This is a genomic window from Enterobacter cloacae complex sp. GYL001 (assembly GCF_049237125.1).
GTDB classification, from domain to species: Bacteria; Pseudomonadota; Gammaproteobacteria; order Enterobacterales; family Enterobacteriaceae; genus Enterobacter; species Enterobacter hormaechei_C.
In genome coordinates this window covers 184911-200912 of the sequence record NZ_JBMKGW010000006.1, presented here as the reverse complement: position 1 = coordinate 200912, position 16002 = coordinate 184911, and the positions used below count along the sequence as shown (strand labels likewise).

Here is a 16002-nt window from a genome sequence, read left to right as displayed (position 1 = left end):
GCGCGTATGGGTCTGTTTAATCGTCTAAAAACATCGTTTCGCGCCCTTTTTCCCCGCCGTTATGCCTGGCCCGGTATGGATATTTCGCTTCCGGGCGGGCAGCATCTGCACCTGGTGGGAAGCATTCATATGGGCACGCAGGACATGTCCCCCCTGCCCTCCGGCCTGATTAAACTGCTGAAGCGCGCCGACGCGCTGATCGTCGAAGCCGACATCTCCGGCCATGAATCGCCGTTTGCAGGGCTGGAAAGCGATCGCCCCCTGGCGGAACGTCTTAACGGGACGCAGCTGGCTGAGCTTACCCGTCTTGCGGATGAGACCGGCGTCTCGCTCTCAATGCTCGACACTCTGCCCCTGTGGCAAATTGCCATGGTGCTACAGGCCACCCAGGCGCAGCGCCTGGGGCTGCGCGGCGATTACGGTATCGATTATCAACTGCTGAATGCGGCAAGGGCACGCAACCTGTCCGTCATTGAACTGGAAGGCACGGACAGCCAGATTGCGCTTCTTCGCCAGCTTCCCGATGACGGCCTCATGCTGCTGGATGATACCCTGACCCACTGGCACACCAACGCGCGTCTGCTGCAAACGATGATTGGCTGGTGGCTGGATGCGCCGCCCGCAGACGGTAAGCTGGCGTTACCGTCGACGTTCAGTGAATCGTTGTATGATGTGCTGATGAACGCGCGCAACCAGGCGTGGCGGGAGACACTATATGCCCTGCCTGCCGGTCGTTATGTTGTCGCGGTTGGCGCGTTGCATTTGTACGGAGAAGGGAATTTGCCGTCGCTGCTGAAATAAAAAAATGGCCAATATCTCTATTGGCCCGTCAAAGAGGAATTTCATCGTTTTTATTATACCGAAGTGACCTTCGGCTACGCCGATTGTCGCTCAAAGTAACCATCACTGCCAATACTATTGCGCAAGATGGTGCTATTTTTTAGACAAACGTCAGGCGTATGCTGCTGGTATGAATCGTCTGTCGTAAGAAGGATAGCCATGACTCCCGCCGTTAAATTACTCGAAAAAAACAACATTTCTTTCCGGATCCATACCTACGATCACGATCCGAACGAAACCAACTTTGGTGATGAAGTGGTGCGCAAGCTGGGGCTGAACGCGGACCAGGTCTACAAAACGCTGCTGGTCGCGGTGAACGGCGATATGAAGCACCTCGCCGTGGCAGTGACGCCCGTCGCCGGACAGCTTGATCTGAAGAAAGTGGCCAAAGCGCTGGGAGCGAAAAAGGTCGATATGGCTGACCCGATGGTTGCGCAACGCACAACGGGTTATCTGGTCGGCGGGATCAGCCCACTCGGCCAGAAAAAGCGTCTGCCGACGCTGATCGATGCGCCTTCGCAGGAATTTGAGACGATCTATATTTCTGGCGGCAAACGCGGGCTGGATATCGAACTGGCCGCAGGCGATCTGGCGAAAATACTGGACGCGAAATTTGCGGATATTGCGCGCCGGGATTGAGAAAATTGCCCGGTGGCGCTGCGCTTACCGGGCCTACGATTCAAATGTAGGCCGGGTAAGGCGAAGCCGCCACCCGGCAAAAAAACGCACTACTGCCAGCTCACCTCGCCTTTCGGCTCATACATGTTCACGTCAATCGGTGAATTTTGCTGGATAAACTGCTTCAACACTTCCGCATCAATAAACCCGGTATTTACATAGCCCGGTTTGTTATCGATATGCGGATAGCCGTCGCCGCCGGTGGCGTTAAAGCTTAACGTTGCCAGGCGGTAGGTTTTCGCCGGATCAACCGGTTCGCCTTTGATTTTGAGATCGTTAAGCTTGCCGTCCTTCGCGACGAAGCTGACGTTAGCAAACTGCGGATACGCCCCGGAATCCGGCTTCATCTGCGCCACGGCGGTCAGGTAGTCAATCACCTCCTTCCCGCTCATGTCCGCATAGACCACCACGTTGCCAAACGGCTGCACCTTGAGCACGTCTTTATAGGTGATGTCTCCGCCTTCAATGGAATCACGAATACCGCCGCCGCTCATCACGCCGAAATCAGCATTCGTGCGCGCCATCTGCGCGGCCAGCACCAGACGCCCCATGTTGGTCTGTACAAAGCGGACTTTGCTGCGGTCCCCTTCCAGTCGTCCGTTAAGCGTGCCAATCTTCACGTCCAGCTGCGCTTTCCCTTTGCTCTGGAACGGCGTCAGCAAAGAGAGCATCTGCTGGTTTTCAGCGATCTCTGGCGTGTAGAGTACCCGCTCGCTTTTGCCATCCGGGTAGGTCACTTTCTTCTTCAGGTTGACCGGGATGAGCTGATAGTGCACCAGCTTCATTTCGCCGTTACGGAATTCGAAATCCGCGCGGCCAACGTATTTACCCCACTCGTGGGCCTGTACAATCCAGATCCCGTTCTGACGATCAGGCGCGCACGGCGTGCCGGGCACATAATCTGCCTGCTTTTTATTCTCAGAAGCCATGCAGACCGGATCCTGTGAGTGACCGCCCACAATCATCGCCAGCGAGCCCGCAGGAAGGCTGCGCGCCATCTCCACGTCGCCCGGCGCGTTAGAGCCGTGCTGACCGTTATCGTAATGCCCCATGTGGGTGGTCGCGATAATCACATCCGGTTTTTCATTCTGCTGCAACTCCTGGATCACCAGCTTCGCTTCGTCCGCCGGTTTACGAAATTCGATGTCGGTGAAAAATTCAGGGTTGCCAATTTTGGCCGTATCGTCGGTGGTTAAGCCGATGACCGCGATCTTCAGATCCTGACGCTTAAACAGCGCCCACGGTTTAAACAGGCGCTCGCCGGTGCTTTTCTGATAAATATTGGCGGAAAGGAACGGGAATTTGGACCACTTCTCCTGCTGGCGCAACACGCTCAGCGGATTATCAAACTCGTGGTTTCCGACCGCCATCGCGTCGTAACCAATTAAATTCATGCCGCGGAAATCAGGCTCGGCATCCTGTAAATCAGATTCCGGCACCCCGGTATTAATATCCCCGCCCGACAGCAGCAGGACGCTGCCGCCCTGGGCCGCGACCTCTTTACGAATGCCGTCCACCAGCGTTTTTTGCGCCGCCAGGCCATATTCACCGTATTCGCTGCGCCAGAAATGGCCGTGATGATCGTTAGTATGCAGAATGGTAATTTTATAGGTTTTATCTTTTTCATACGCCTGCGCGGGCAGGCTTGTCAGCCCCCATGCGGCGATGAGCGCCAGCGCGACGCCACGCTTCATTAACTTCATCTTCTCTCTCCCTGACCCATAGACAAACGCAAAAATTACAGTGACTCACAAGAATAGACAAATAAGTTTTCAGAATTGCGACTTTCTTCAAATGTCACGGACGGGTATGTTAGTCGGATAATAATTACTCCCTGCATCTCTAATAACAAATCGACGTGGTATTTATGGCAATCAGTGAATCAACCCAGCCCGTCCAGGGCGCTCCGGCGTCGCCGCCGAAATCGCGCACTTCCTTTAAAGTATTAGGCGCAATCAGTCTCTCTCATCTGCTCAACGACATGATCCAGTCGCTGATTCTGGCGATCTACCCGCTGTTGCAATCTGAGTTCTCATTATCCTTCGTGCAGATCGGGATGATCACCCTGACCTTCCAGCTGGCCTCTTCGCTGCTACAGCCGGTGGTGGGCTACTGGACGGACAAATACCCGATGCCATGGTCGCTGCCCATTGGCATGTGCTTCACCCTGAGCGGGCTGGTGCTGCTGGCCATGGCGGGCAGCTTTGAGGCGGTACTGGTTGCCGCGGCGCTGGTGGGAACCGGTTCATCGGTGTTCCATCCGGAATCGTCCCGCGTGGCACGTATGGCCTCAGGCGGACGTCACGGGCTGGCGCAGTCTCTGTTCCAGGTGGGGGGTAACTTTGGTAGCTCCCTCGGTCCTCTGCTGGCGGCGGTAATTATCGCGCCTTACGGCAAAGGCAACGTGGCGTGGTTTGTGCTGGCCGCGCTGCTGGCGATTGTCGTCCTGGCGCAAATCAGCCGCTGGTATGCCGCGCAGCATCGCGTAAATAAGGGAAAACCTGCCGCGAAGATAACCAATCCCCTTCCGCGCAATAAGGTGATCCTTGCCGTCAGCGTGCTGCTGGTGCTGATTTTCTCGAAATATTTCTATATGGCGAGCATCAGCAGCTATTACACCTTCTATCTGATGCAAAAATTCGGATTATCAGTACAAAACGCCCAGTTCCACCTCTTTGCCTTCCTGTTTGCGGTGGCGGCAGGCACGGTGATAGGCGGCCCTGTAGGGGATAAAATTGGACGTAAATATGTGATTTGGGGCTCTATCCTCGGCGTCGCGCCGTTTACGCTTGTTTTACCGTACGCAACGCTGGAATGGACCGGAATATTGACGGTGATTATTGGTTTTATTCTCGCATCGGCATTTTCAGCCATCCTGGTCTACGCGCAGGAGCTGCTGCCGGGACGTATCGGTATGGTTTCCGGCCTTTTTTTCGGTTTTGCCTTTGGCATGGGCGGCCTTGGCGCAGCCGTGTTGGGGATGGTTGCAGACCACACCAGCATCTTCCTGGTCTATAAAATCTGCGCTTTCCTGCCACTTCTGGGGATGTTGACCATATTCCTGCCTGACAATCGTCATAAAGCGTGACTTCACGGCTGCCAAAGTTAAACTTTGGCAGCCGGATAACCTGATGCCATAAGGCTTTCCTCTCCCTCCCCTCAGCAAATTTATCAAAATCTGCCTTTTTTCATGCTTATTGCCTTTTTATTGTGATTTCAACAATTATTCATAAACATAAGCGTAAAAATTGTCATAAACTATTAATCGGCTTTTTGGTATTTGCACCAAAAATGGATCACCCATCGCGAAAGGAGACGGAATGCACCACGCCACACCGCTTATCACCACCATTGTTGGTGGACTTGTGCTCGCTTTTATTCTCGGCATGATTGCCAATAAATTGCGTATTTCGCCCCTGGTAGGCTATTTGCTGGCGGGCGTGCTGGCAGGGCCCTTTACGCCGGGTTTTGTCGCAGATACCAAACTGGCGCCTGAGCTGGCGGAATTGGGCGTGATCCTGCTGATGTTTGGCGTCGGACTGCATTTTTCCCTGAAGGATCTGATGGCGGTAAAGTCGATCGCCATACCGGGAGCGATCGCCCAGATAGGGGTGGCGACGCTGCTGGGCATGGCGCTTTCGGCGGTGCTGGGCTGGTCAATCATGACCGGTATCGTATTTGGGCTGTGTCTTTCAACCGCCAGTACCGTGGTGCTGCTGCGCGCGCTTGAAGAGAGACAGCTGATAGACAGCCAGCGCGGACAAATCGCGATAGGCTGGCTGATTGTTGAAGATCTGGTAATGGTGTTGACGCTGGTTCTGCTGCCTGCCGTTGCCGGGATGATGGAAAAAGAGAATATCGGCTTCGCCTCGCTGGCGCTGGATATGAGCATTACCATCGGTAAAGTCGTGGCGTTTATCGCCATCATGATGCTGGTGGGCCGCCGTCTGGTGCCGTGGATCATGTCCCGCAGCGCCGCCACGGGCTCGCGTGAACTGTTCACGCTTTCGGTCCTTGCGCTGGCGCTGGGCATTGCCTTTGGCGCCGTCGAGCTGTTTGACGTCTCCTTTGCGCTGGGCGCGTTCTTCGCCGGGATGGTGCTGAACGAGTCCGAGCTGAGCCACCGTGCCGCGCACGATACCCTGCCGCTACGTGATGCATTCGCGGTGCTGTTCTTTGTCTCCGTCGGGATGCTGTTCGACCCGCTGATCCTCATTCAGCAGCCGCTGGCCGTGCTGGGTACGCTGGCAATCATCATCTTTGGTAAGTCCGTTGCCGCCTTCTTCCTGGTACGGATGTTCGGTCACTCGCCGCGCACGGCGCTGACCATCGCCGCCAGCCTGGCGCAGATTGGCGAGTTCGCCTTTATTCTTGCTGGTCTGGGGATGGCCCTGAACCTGCTGCCACAGGCGGGGCAAAATCTGGTGCTGGCGGGGGCGATCCTCTCCATCATGCTAAACCCGGTATTGTTTGCCCTGCAGGAGAAATATCTCGAGAAGACCGAAACCCTCGAAGAGCAAACCCTGGAAGAAGCGATTGAGGAGGAGAAACAGATCCCCGTAGATATCTGCAACCACGCGCTGCTGGTCGGTTTTGGCCGCGTCGGCAGCCTGCTCGGTGAGAAGCTGATGGCCCAGGGGATCCCCCTGGTAGTGATTGAAACCTCCCGCACTCGCGTCGACGAGCTTCGCGAGCGCGGCATCCGCGCGGTGCTGGGCAACGCGGCTAACGAAGAGATTATGAATCTGGCGCATCTGGACTGCGCTCGCTGGCTGCTGCTCACTATCCCGAACGGTTACGAGGCTGGCGAGATTGTCGCCACAGCCCGTGAAAAATGCCCACATATCGAAATCATTGCCCGCGCCCATTATGATGACGAAGTGGAGTACATCACCGAGCGCGGCGCGAATCAGGTGGTGATGGGTGAGCGTGAGATTGCGAATACAATGCTGACAATGCTGACAAAACCGCCAGTTGAAGAGGCGGTGACGGGTTAAGTTTTGTGCGGCCTGATGCCCTCACCCTGGCCCTCTCCCACAGGGAGAGGGAACAAACACTAAAAACGGCAACCACAGGTTGCCGTTTTGCTTTTACCTGTCCCAATACGCCTCTTCGAGGCTGTCTTCCCGTTCCGGCAGCCCCCGCGTTAAGCGCGGTGAATGCTGGTTCAGCACCTGATAACTCACGCGGTTCGCGTACTTGCACACCTGCGCCAGCGAGGAGTAGGTCAGCCAGTTGAAGGTGTGCTTGCTGGAATTCGGCACATTGGTTTTGTGGTAGGCGTTGGCGGTGATGTCGTGCAGCAGCGCGGCCAGCGCGCCGTCGCCCGCGCCGTTGGTGTTCATGATCTTCTCGGGGCCACCCATATACGGTGCGATGTGGGAGAAGATACGCAGCGGGTTGATGCAGTCTTTATGACGCATGGCGCGGCTGAACTCGTACTGGTTAAATTCGGCGATTGCGCCCGGCAGCAGCGGGTGCTGGGTTTTCCGCTTGCTCTCTTCTTCCGTGAAGCCCGCCATATACAGCCCGACCGGCCCGGCGGTGCAGAGCACCAGATCTACCCAGTCCAGCGCCTTATCAGACGCCAGCAGCGGATCGCTTTCGCCGGTCAGCGCTTCGGCTTCTTCTTCATTCATCGCCAGAATCGAGACGTGTTCTTTCAGGAAGGCCTGCCACCACTCCGGGTTGTCGGCAATGACGAATTTGGTGCCCAGCGTCAGAACCACAGGCACGTTGTATTTCTTCGCGTACTCAATTGCCTTCATGGTTGCGTCCGGCATTGGTTCGCCCGGCTTGCAGCGCACCAGATAGGAGGTCAGTACCAGCGCAGACGCGCCCGCGATCACCTCTTCCGGGATACTTTCAGCGCGCAGCTTGTTCATATGGCCGGGGCTGATGGCAAAGGTACGCTCGCCGGAATCGCTTATCAGCGTAAAGCAGCGGCCAATCGGCCCGTCAACGCCCTGCAAATAGTTCAGATCGGTGCGGCTGGAGGTATTGCACAGGTAGCGGTAGGCATAGCCACCGATTTCGATATTGCTGCACATCACGCCAAGCAGCACCGAGCGGTCGTCTGCCAGTACGGAGTAGTTGTGCATGGTGTTGCCGATGGTGCCGCCGGCAAACTGGTGGGTGATAAGATTTTCGCGCACCAGCTCCTGATACAGCGCTTCAGCAACGTCATCCTCAATCACCAGCGAGTGCCCGGCGCTCAGACCGTAACGTGCGACAAACGCATCATCCACTTTGGCTTCAATGTCCACCAGCGTCTGATCGATACCGACCACCCAGGCAGCGCTGGTTTCGCTTTCCTGCTGAATTTGCTGTAACAGCGGATCGCGGGCATCGACGGGGAAATAGTGTTTGGACTTACGTTTACCGGGAAATTTCATGGTCTGAACTGTGCAAAGAATACGGGCCGGGAATGGTAGCACAAACCCGGCCCGTAACGCGATCAGCGGCGGGTGGTGACCAGTGACACCATCATGTCGATGTGTTCAGGGGAGTCGTTAAGCGCAGGAATGTATTCGTATTTCGTTCCGCCCGCCTCCATAAAGAACTCTTTGTTCTGGACAGCAATCTCTTCCAGCGTTTCCAGACAGTCCGCCGAGAAGCCCGGCGACATCACCTGAATGTGCTTCACGCCCTTCTCGCCCAGCATCTTAAGCGTTTCATCAGTATACGGGGTGAGCCACGGTTCACGGCCGAAGCGCGACTGGAAGGTCATCATCACCTTCTCAGGCGGCAGGCCGAGGGCGGAGACCAGCTCGCGGGTGGTATCGCGGCAACGCTGGGGGTAATCATCCCCTTCGTTCGCGAAACGCTGCGGAATACCGTGATAGGAGAGCAGCAGCAGATCCGGCTCGCCGTGTTTTTCAAACGACGCGCGCGCGCTGCTGGCAAGCGCCTGAATGTACAGCTCGTTATCGGCGTAGTCGCGGATAAAGGTGATACCCGGTATACGGCGGCGGGTCGCCAGAATGCGCGCCAGTTCGTCCCAGACGGCAGCTACCGTGGAGCACGAATACTGCGGATAAAGGGCCAGCACCACAATGTGTTCAACGCCCTGCGCCAGCAGAGAGTCGACGGCGCTTTCCAGGGACGGCTTACCGTAGCTCATGCCGAGCGCAACGGGCATGTCCGGCAGGCGGGCGGCCAGCGCCTTCTCCTGACGACGGCTGTACACCATCAGCGGCGAGCCCTCTTCCATCCACACGGACTGATAGAGCTTTGCCACACGCGGGGAACGAATCGGCAGAATGACGCCACGCAGCAGTGGCCACCACAGCAGTCTTGGGGTATCCACGACGCGCGTGTCGCTTAAAAATTGTCGCAGGTAGCGTTTGACCGCCGCTGGAGTAGGTGCTTCTGGGGTGCCCAGATTGGCAAGCAGGATGCCGGTTTTCGCCTGACTCATTCACGCCTCTTAACCATTTGATAGGCTGTCAATTGTAGCGGAAATGCGTTTAAACGAAACCCATTGCTGTAATAGGTAAGATGAGAATTTTTCTCACCCGGGGCTCCGGGTGAGAGAGGTGCGCTTAGCCGAGGATTTTTTCCAGCTCTGCACGTACGTCAGCCACGGCTTTGGTGCCGTCCACTTTCGCGTATTTGGTGTTACCCGCCTGCGCTTCTTTGGTGTAGTAGCCGATCAGCGGTGCGGTCATCTGATGATATTCCACCAGGCGTTTACGCACGGTTTCTTCCTGATCGTCTTTACGGGTGGTCAGCTCTTCGCCGGTCACGTCGTCTTTGCCTTCAACCTTAGGTGGGTTGAATTTGATGTGGTAAACGCGGCCAGAAGCAGCGTGTACGCGACGGCCAACGATACGGTCAACGATCAGCTCGTCTGGTACGTCGAACTCCAGCACGTAATCCACGTTGATGCCCGCTTCTTTCATGGCGTCAGCCTGAGGAATGGTGCGCGGGAAGCCGTCCAGCAGGAAACCGTTACGGCAGTCTTCCTGAGCAATGCGCTCTTTAACCAGCGCGATAACCAGTTCGTCGGTCACCAGTTTGCCTGCGTCCATGATGTCTTTCGCTTGTTTACCCAGCTCGGAGCCAGATTTAACAGCGGCGCGCAGCATGTCACCGGTGGAGATTTGCGGAATACCGTATTTCTCCATGATGAACTGAGCCTGAGTTCCTTTACCCGCGCCCGGAGCGCCAAGCAGAATAATACGCATTGCGAAAATCCCCTCAAAAGTCGATTCAATTTTTCAAAAAGCGCTAAACAATACCACCAGAACGGGTATGGCTCAAGGAAGGCGGGAAGGCTGAAACGGTTAACGGGGGGAGATAATTTGGCTTCGTGCGGTCTGGTGCCCTCACCCTAACCCTCTCCCACAGGGAGAGGGAACTCTTTCACCCTCTCCCTGTGGGAGAGGGCCGGGGTGAGGGAAGATTACGCCAGCAGCAGCGCATTCACACGTTTAATGAACAGGTTAGGATCTTCCAGCGTACCGCGCTCGGCCAGCAGGGACTGATCCAGCAGCAGTTCAACCCACTCCGCAAAGCGGGCGTCGTCCTGGGTATCCGCCGCGCGTTTCACCAGCGGGTGATCCGGATTAAGCTCAAAGATATATTTCACTTCCGGCACGGCCTGGCCCGCCGCAGCGAACAGTTTCGCCATCTGGGTGCTCATTTCGTCCGCATCGGTGGTGACAATGGCTGGCGTATCGGTCAGACGGTGCGTGAAGCGCACCTCTTTCACGCGGTCGCCCAGCAGCGTTTTAACGCGCTCAACGAACGGCTCCAGCGCCTTCTCGGCTTCTTTCGCGCTGTCGTCCACTTCATCCGCCAGCTTATCGATAGACTCGTCGGCTTTGGCAACGGACTGGAAGGATTTACCGTCGAACTCGGTCAGGTAGTTCATCATCCACTCGTCGATGCGGTCAGACAGCAGCAGCACTTCGATGCCTTTCTTACGCAGCAGTTCCAGATGCGGGCTGCTCTTCGCTGCCGCATAGCTGTCGGCGGTGATGTAGTAGATCTTCTCCTGCCCTTCTTTCATGCGGGAGACGTACTCTTCCAGCGACACGGTCTGGGCGGAGGAGTCGTTGTGCGTAGAGGCGAAGCGCAGCAGTTTAGCGATAGCTTCCACGTTCGCAGTATCTTCCGCCGGACCTTCTTTCAGCACCAGGCCAAACTGTTTCCAGAAGGTCTGGTATTTTTCCGCATCGTCCTTCGCCAGTTTTTCCAGCATCTGCAACGCACGTTTGGTCAGGGCGTTGCGCAGGTTACGGGTGACGGTGCTGTCCTGAAGAATTTCACGAGAGACGTTCAGCGGCAGATCGTTGGAGTCTATCAGGCCACGCACAAAGCGCAGGTAGTTCGGCATGAACTGCTCGGCGTCGTCCATGATGAAGACGCGCTGCACGTACAGCTTCAGGCCGTGCTTGTGATCGCGGTTCCACATGTCCCATGGCGCCTGCGCCGGGATGTACAGCAGGCTGGTGTACTCCTGTTTCCCTTCCACACGGTTGTGGCTCCAGGTCAGCGGATCGGTGAAGTCGTGGGCGATGTGCTTGTAAAACTCGTTGTACTCGTCGTCTTTAATTTCAGCTTTATTACGCGTCCACAGCGCCTGCGCCTTGTTGATTTTCTCCCAGGAAACCACGGTTTCGCCGTCTTTCTCTTCCTGTTTTTCAATCTCAACCGGCAGCGCGATATGGTCGGAATACTTACTGATGATGGAGCGTACGCGCCAGTCGTTCAGGAAATCGTCTTCGCCTTCACGCAGGTGCAGGGTGATTTCGGTGCCGCGATCCGCTTTGGTGATGTCATCAACGGTGTATTCACCTTCACCTTTAGACTCCCACAGCACGCCGTTCTCGGCGCTGTCGCCCGCGGCGCGGGTGCGCACGGTGACTTTGTCCGCCACGATGAACGCCGAGTAGAAGCCTACGCCGAACTGACCGATCAGCTGGCTGTCTTTCGCCTGGTCAGAGCCCATGGACTCAAGGAACGCTTTGGTGCCGGATTTGGCGATGGTTCCGAGGTGGTCAATCACCTCGTCGCGGTTCATCCCGATGCCGTTATCGGCGATGGTCAGGGTGCGGTTCTCTTTATTAAACGAGACGCGCACGCGCAGCTCGCCGTCGCCTTCATACAGATCCGGGTTAGACAGCGCGCGGAAGCGCAGCTTGTCCGCCGCATCAGAGGCGTTGGAAATCAGCTCACGCAGGAAGATTTCTTTGTTGGAATACAGGGAATGGATCATCAGGTGCAGAAGCTGTTTTACTTCTGACTGGAAACCACGGGTTTCTTGTCCTTTCATCTAAGTCGACCTCAACAATGCCATTTAATGGGGTTGTAAAACGTTGAGTGAGAGATGGGGATAAGGGGAGGAATTTTCAAGCGGAGGCCGCGCGCGGAGGCCTCCGTTTGGTCAGAAAATAATCTTGTGACGTCCGGCCAGCGAGTGTGACAGCGTGGTGCCGTCGACCATCTCCAGCTCACCGCCGACCGGCACGCCGTGGGCGATGCGGCTGGCGTCAACGCCGTACTGCGCGCACAGCTCGGCGATGTAGTTGGCGGTTGCCTCCCCTTCCACCGTCGGGTTGGTGGCGAGGATCACCTCTTTGATGGTTTCCGACTCCAGGCGCTGCTCCAGGCGATCGAGACCAATATCGTCCGGGCCGATGCCATCCAGCGGGGAGAGATGCCCCATCAGCACGAAATAGCGGCCGGAAAACTGCCCGGTTTGTTCGATGGCGTAGATGTCCGCCGGACTCTCCACCACGCAAATCTGACCGTTTTCCTGACGACGCGGGTTCGTGCAGATGTTACATACGTCCTGCTCGGTAAAGGTCCGGCAATCCGCACAGTGGCCAATTTCTGACATGGCGCGGGTCAGAGCCTGCGCCAGGCGCATCCCGCCGCTGCGGTCGCGCTGCAATAGCGTAAACGCCATACGCTGCGCCGACTTCGGGCCAACGCCCGGCAGGCAGCGCAGTGCTTCCATTAACTGCGTGAGCAGCGGACTGGTTTGCATCAGAATGGCATCTTAAAGCCCGGCGGCAGTTGCATACCGCTGGAAACAGAGGCCATTTTCTCTTTCTGGGTTTCGTCGATACGGCGAGCGGCATCGTTAAACGCGGCTGCAACCAGATCTTCCAGCATCTCTTTGTCGTCTTCGAGCAGGCTCGGGTCGATTTCAACGCGACGGCAGTTATGCGCACCGTTGATGGTCACCTTGACCAGACCGGCACCGGATTCACCCGTGACTTCCAGCTGAGCGATCTCTTCCTGCATCTTCTGCATTTTTTCCTGCATCTGCTGAGCCTGCTTCATCAGGCCACCCAGACCGCCTTTTCCACCAAACATAGGCTTCTCTCTTCTTTCACGTTAAGGATTACAACCGTAAGTCAGACTCACGATCAAATGGGGCGAATACTCTCTTCATCCAGATCGGCGTCGAAGAACCGACGCAGGGTCTGGATGTTGTTATCCGCAATTATCGCCTCTCGCGCCTGCGCGAGCTTCTCTTCATAAATGGCCTGACGCCACTCGAGCGGCGTTTTCACCGCCGGATTATCATCTTCAATGATAGTCAATTCAACCGGTACACCCTGTAATGCGGTAAGCGCCTCGGCCAGCGCCTTTTGCGCGCCAGGGGAGTTGAGGTGCCGCTGGCCAGGGCGCAGGTGCAGACGCACCTGATTACCGTCCTGCTCTTTCCAGGCGTTCAGCGCGACCTGCTCCACCAGCTTCGGCAGTTGCAGTTTGCTGACCTCGGCGGCCCAGGCATCGCGCTCAATGGATTCTTCCGCGAGCTTCGCGGACAGCTCCGGCGTTTTTTCATGCTCCAGCGCCTTTTTCAGCGCTTTTGGCGTGGCGACCACTTCCTTGACCGTTTCAACAACGGTGGTCGCCTTCCAGCGGTATGCCTCTTCTTTCGCCGGGGCTTTTTGCTCGAGCGCGGACGGTGCCGGACGCGACTGCACGCGCTCCGTTACCGAGGCCAGTCGTTCAAGCGCGGCGTTGTTCACCGGCCGCGCTCTTGCAGGCGCTGCCGGTTCACTCTTTTTTGGTTTGGTTGCTCCCTGCGCACGTTGCAACTGGCTTCGTGCGGCAAGCACCGAACTGGTGGCATCCGACAGCGGCACGTTTTGCGGCGGCGGCGATGCCGGTTGCGGTGGCACCTGCTGCGGTGACATTACCGCCGTCGGCGCAACCGGCGCAAAGGACTGCCGGGGCGTTTCCGGCTCCGGCAATGGCTTGCGCGGATGGAAGGCCAGCGCGCGCAGCAGCGTCATTTCAACGCCCATCCGGCGATCCGGTGCAAACGGCAGCTCTTTGCGGCCAATCAGCAGCGTCTGATAATAAAGCTGAACGTCAGCCGGCGGCACGGTGCGCGCAAGTTCACGCATCCGCTGTTCAATGGTCGCCATGTCCGCGCCAATGGCCGACGGAGACAGTTGCAGCATCGCCACGCGGTGCAGCAGGCTGAGCATCTCGACCAGCAGCGCTTCCCACTCAATGCCACGGGCAGCGGCGTCGTTGACGAGGGTCATTACCCGCTCACCGTTGGCGGCAATCATCGCTTCAATAAGCGACAGCGCCTGATCGTCATCCAGCGTGCCGAGCATAGTGCTGACCGCGTCGGTGGAGAGTTTACCGTCACCGCTGGCAATCGCCTGATCGGTCAGGCTCAACGCATCGCGCAGGCTGCCGTCCGCGGCACGGGCCAGCAGTTGCAGCGCACGTGGCTCGTGGACAATGTTCTCTTCATCGAGGATATGCTCAAGCTGAGCGCGGATCTGCTCAACGTCAAGCGCCTTCAGATGGAATTGCAGGCAGCGCGAGAGGATCGTGACCGGCAGCTTTTGCGGATCGGTGGTCGCCAGCAGGAATTTGACATGCGCAGGCGGCTCTTCCAGCGTTTTCAGCAGGGCGTTGAAGCTGTGGCGCGACAGCATGTGCACTTCATCGATCAGATAGACCTTGAAGCGGCCGCGCGCCGGGGCGTACTGCACGTTGTCGAGCAGATCGCGGGTGTCTTCCACTTTGGTGCGCGAGGCGGCGTCGATCTCAATCAGATCGACAAAACGCCCCTGCTCGATCTCACGACAGTTGTCGCACACGCCGCACGGGGTGGCGGTGATCCCGGTTTCGCAGTTCAGACCTTTTGCCAGCAGACGGGCAATAGAGGTTTTACCGACGCCGCGGGTGCCGGAGAAAAGATAGGCGTGATGGATGCGACCTAGCGACAAGCCGTTCGCCAGGGCCGTCAGCACATGTTCCTGACCGACAACGTCAGCAAAGGTTTGTGGTCGCCATTTACGGGCTAACACCTGATAACTCATGGGCAGGCTCTGCAACGCTGGAAGGTGAATTAATGGAGGGGAATGCTATCACAACCTCACCCATTGAGCGAGGTTGTGAGATACGGGATTAATGTCCCGGGAATGGCACCAGGCTGTAGCTGGTAATACCCTGTTTTTCCAGGCGCTGCTCGCCGCCGAGATCGAACAGGTTGATGATGAATGCCGCGTCGGTCACTTCCCCGCCCAGACGACGGATCAGCTTCACGGTCGCTTCGATGGTGCCGCCGGTTGCCAGCAGATCGTCCACCACCAGCACTTTGTCGCCTGGCTTGATGGCATCAACGTGAATTTCCAGCTGATCGGTGCCGTATTCCAGCTCATAGCTCTCAGCAATGGTTTCACGCGGCAGTTTGCGCGGCTTACGCACCGGCACAAAACCCACGCCCATCGCCAGCGCAACCGGTGCGCCAAACAGGAAGCCACGGGCTTCAGTACCTACTACTTTGGTGATCCCGGCGTTTTTATAACGCTCAACCAGCAGTTCAATGCTGAGGGCGTACGCTTTCGGGTCTTCCAGCAAGCTGGTGACATCGCGGAAAAGAATGCCAGGTTTTGGATAGTCCTGGATACTTTTGATGCTATTTTTCAGATATTCAAGCTGCTGTGCAGTTGCGGTCATCGGTTTGTGCCTAAATGAAACAGTGTTACTCACGGCGCGCGACGAGTCGGTCAAAGTAACAGTTGTTTAACCTTTGACCAGGCGCACCTGTGCTCGAAAACGGTCGAATTTACTGGCTGTGCGCCATAATTGCAACCGCCATGATGAGGCTTCAGTGCTTTTGTTGCTTTTCATCAACCACGGGGATCCGCCACATAAAGATCAGCAGGCAGACCAGGATCGCCAGCAGCAGAATGCGCACCCACATCATTTTCACCAGCCATAACGAGACGGCGAAGGTGATCAAGATGAAGGCAATGGCGCGCGGCTTAGCCCCGGGCGGCATGGCCCGGTGTTTTTGCCAGTGCCGCAGGTAGCCGCCAAACCACGAGCGGTACAGAAGCCAGTGGTGAAAACGCGGCGACGAGCGGGCGAAGCACCAGGCGGCCAACAGGATAAACGGGGTGGTCGGCAGCAAGGGTAAAACCACACCCAGCGTGCCCAGCACTACCGCGAACCAGCCAATGATGATTAAAATAGTACGCTGCATAA

The 16002-nt window shown here is 56.9% G+C and carries 14 protein-coding genes and 1 other annotated feature; of the genes, 4 read left to right on the top strand and 10 right to left on the bottom strand.

The window, feature by feature from the left end:
* Window positions 1–6: 6 nt before the first annotated feature.
* On the top strand, window positions 7–801 hold the full coding sequence (locus ACOTWU_RS13545) for a TraB/GumN family protein (RefSeq protein WP_017383220.1): 795 nt from the start codon (window positions 7–9) through the stop codon (window positions 799–801).
* Between the two features lie 198 nt (window positions 802–999).
* Window positions 1000–1479, top strand: a complete 480-nt coding sequence (ybaK, locus tag ACOTWU_RS13540) for a Cys-tRNA(Pro)/Cys-tRNA(Cys) deacylase YbaK (RefSeq protein ID WP_047728176.1) — start codon at window positions 1000–1002, stop codon at window positions 1477–1479.
* 89 nt (window positions 1480–1568) lie between these two features.
* Here the strand turns inward: ybaK and ushA are convergent, their stop codons facing one another.
* Window positions 1569–3221 carry a bifunctional UDP-sugar hydrolase/5'-nucleotidase UshA gene (gene ushA / locus ACOTWU_RS13535; protein ID WP_017383219.1) on the bottom strand — a complete coding sequence of 551 codons (1653 nt, stop codon included), beginning with the start codon at window positions 3219–3221 and terminating at the stop codon, window positions 1569–1571.
* Between the two features lie 164 nt (window positions 3222–3385).
* On the opposite strand from ushA, the gene ACOTWU_RS13530 reads away from it, so the two are divergent.
* Together ACOTWU_RS13530 and ybaL are read left to right on the top strand one after the other, a co-directional pair.
* The gene (locus tag ACOTWU_RS13530; RefSeq protein ID WP_045338736.1) at window positions 3386–4606 is read left to right on the top strand and encodes an MFS transporter; all 1221 of its coding nucleotides are present in this window, start codon (window positions 3386–3388) and stop codon (window positions 4604–4606) included.
* A gap of 232 nt (window positions 4607–4838) precedes the next feature.
* A complete protein-coding gene (ybaL, locus tag ACOTWU_RS13525; protein WP_126499171.1) occupies window positions 4839–6515 on the top strand; it encodes a YbaL family putative K(+) efflux transporter in 1677 nt (558 codons plus the stop codon).
* A gap of 93 nt (window positions 6516–6608) precedes the next feature.
* Here ybaL and ACOTWU_RS13520 read toward each other — a convergent pair whose 3' ends face one another.
* From ACOTWU_RS13520 to ACOTWU_RS13480, 9 genes are all read right to left on the bottom strand, one after another.
* Entirely contained in the window at window positions 6609–7913 is a 1305-nt protein-coding gene (locus tag ACOTWU_RS13520; RefSeq protein ID WP_032104066.1) for an inosine/guanosine kinase, read from the bottom strand.
* Between the two features lie 62 nt (window positions 7914–7975).
* Entirely contained in the window at window positions 7976–8938 is a 963-nt protein-coding gene (hemH, locus tag ACOTWU_RS13515) for a ferrochelatase (protein WP_017383216.1), read from the bottom strand.
* Between the two features lie 124 nt (window positions 8939–9062).
* Complete coding sequence (gene adk / locus ACOTWU_RS13510; protein WP_006809841.1) at window positions 9063–9707, bottom strand: adenylate kinase; 645 nt, start codon at window positions 9705–9707, stop codon at window positions 9063–9065.
* A gap of 218 nt (window positions 9708–9925) precedes the next feature.
* On the bottom strand, window positions 9926–11800 hold the full coding sequence (gene htpG / locus ACOTWU_RS13505; RefSeq protein ID WP_015571245.1) for a molecular chaperone HtpG: 1875 nt from the start codon (window positions 11798–11800) through the stop codon (window positions 9926–9928).
* 111 nt (window positions 11801–11911) lie between these two features.
* Complete coding sequence (gene recR / locus ACOTWU_RS13500; protein WP_006809843.1) at window positions 11912–12517, bottom strand: recombination mediator RecR; 606 nt, start codon at window positions 12515–12517, stop codon at window positions 11912–11914.
* The gene (locus ACOTWU_RS13495) at window positions 12517–12849 is read right to left on the bottom strand and encodes a YbaB/EbfC family nucleoid-associated protein (protein ID WP_003858972.1); all 333 of its coding nucleotides are present in this window, start codon (window positions 12847–12849) and stop codon (window positions 12517–12519) included. Before ACOTWU_RS13495 ends, recR begins: the two co-directional genes overlap by 1 nt.
* 53 nt (window positions 12850–12902) lie before the next feature.
* A complete protein-coding gene (gene dnaX / locus ACOTWU_RS13490; RefSeq protein WP_017383214.1) occupies window positions 12903–14831 on the bottom strand; it encodes a DNA polymerase III subunit gamma/tau in 1929 nt (642 codons plus the stop codon).
* Window positions 13509–13573: a sequence feature (DnaX frameshifting element), on the bottom strand. (Overlaps the previous gene by 65 nt.)
* An 88-nt stretch (window positions 14832–14919) precedes the next feature.
* The gene (apt, locus tag ACOTWU_RS13485; RefSeq protein WP_000127359.1) at window positions 14920–15471 is read right to left on the bottom strand and encodes an adenine phosphoribosyltransferase; all 552 of its coding nucleotides are present in this window, start codon (window positions 15469–15471) and stop codon (window positions 14920–14922) included.
* A 151-nt stretch (window positions 15472–15622) separates the two neighbouring features.
* A complete protein-coding gene (locus ACOTWU_RS13480; protein ID WP_032104069.1) occupies window positions 15623–16000 on the bottom strand; it encodes a DUF454 family protein in 378 nt (125 codons plus the stop codon).
* Between the last annotated feature and the right edge of the window lie 2 nt (window positions 16001–16002).

What these genes read in the sequence shown, in the direction of transcription:
- ACOTWU_RS13545 (WP_017383220.1), top strand. Translation starts at nt 7, where the DNA reads ATGGGTCTGTTTAATCGTCTAAAAACATCGTTTCGCGCCCTTTTTCCC.
- ybaK (WP_047728176.1), top strand. Translation starts at nt 1,000, where the DNA reads ATGACTCCCGCCGTTAAATTACTCGAAAAAAACAACATTTCTTTCCGG.
- ushA (WP_017383219.1), bottom strand. Translation starts at nt 3,221, where the DNA reads ATGAAGTTAATGAAGCGTGGCGTCGCGCTGGCGCTCATCGCCGCATGG.
- ACOTWU_RS13530 (WP_045338736.1), top strand. Translation starts at nt 3,386, where the DNA reads ATGGCAATCAGTGAATCAACCCAGCCCGTCCAGGGCGCTCCGGCGTCG.
- ybaL (WP_126499171.1), top strand. Translation starts at nt 4,839, where the DNA reads ATGCACCACGCCACACCGCTTATCACCACCATTGTTGGTGGACTTGTG.
- ACOTWU_RS13520 (WP_032104066.1), bottom strand. Translation starts at nt 7,913, where the DNA reads ATGAAATTTCCCGGTAAACGTAAGTCCAAACACTATTTCCCCGTCGAT.
- hemH (WP_017383216.1), bottom strand. Translation starts at nt 8,938, where the DNA reads ATGAGTCAGGCGAAAACCGGCATCCTGCTTGCCAATCTGGGCACCCCA.
- adk (WP_006809841.1), bottom strand. Translation starts at nt 9,707, where the DNA reads ATGCGTATTATTCTGCTTGGCGCTCCGGGCGCGGGTAAAGGAACTCAG.
- htpG (WP_015571245.1), bottom strand. Translation starts at nt 11,800, where the DNA reads ATGAAAGGACAAGAAACCCGTGGTTTCCAGTCAGAAGTAAAACAGCTT.
- recR (WP_006809843.1), bottom strand. Translation starts at nt 12,517, where the DNA reads ATGCAAACCAGTCCGCTGCTCACGCAGTTAATGGAAGCACTGCGCTGC.
- ACOTWU_RS13495 (WP_003858972.1), bottom strand. Translation starts at nt 12,849, where the DNA reads ATGTTTGGTGGAAAAGGCGGTCTGGGTGGCCTGATGAAGCAGGCTCAG.
- dnaX (WP_017383214.1), bottom strand. Translation starts at nt 14,831, where the DNA reads ATGAGTTATCAGGTGTTAGCCCGTAAATGGCGACCACAAACCTTTGCT.
- apt (WP_000127359.1), bottom strand. Translation starts at nt 15,471, where the DNA reads ATGACCGCAACTGCACAGCAGCTTGAATATCTGAAAAATAGCATCAAA.
- ACOTWU_RS13480 (WP_032104069.1), bottom strand. Translation starts at nt 16,000, where the DNA reads ATGCAGCGTACTATTTTAATCATCATTGGCTGGTTCGCGGTAGTGCTG.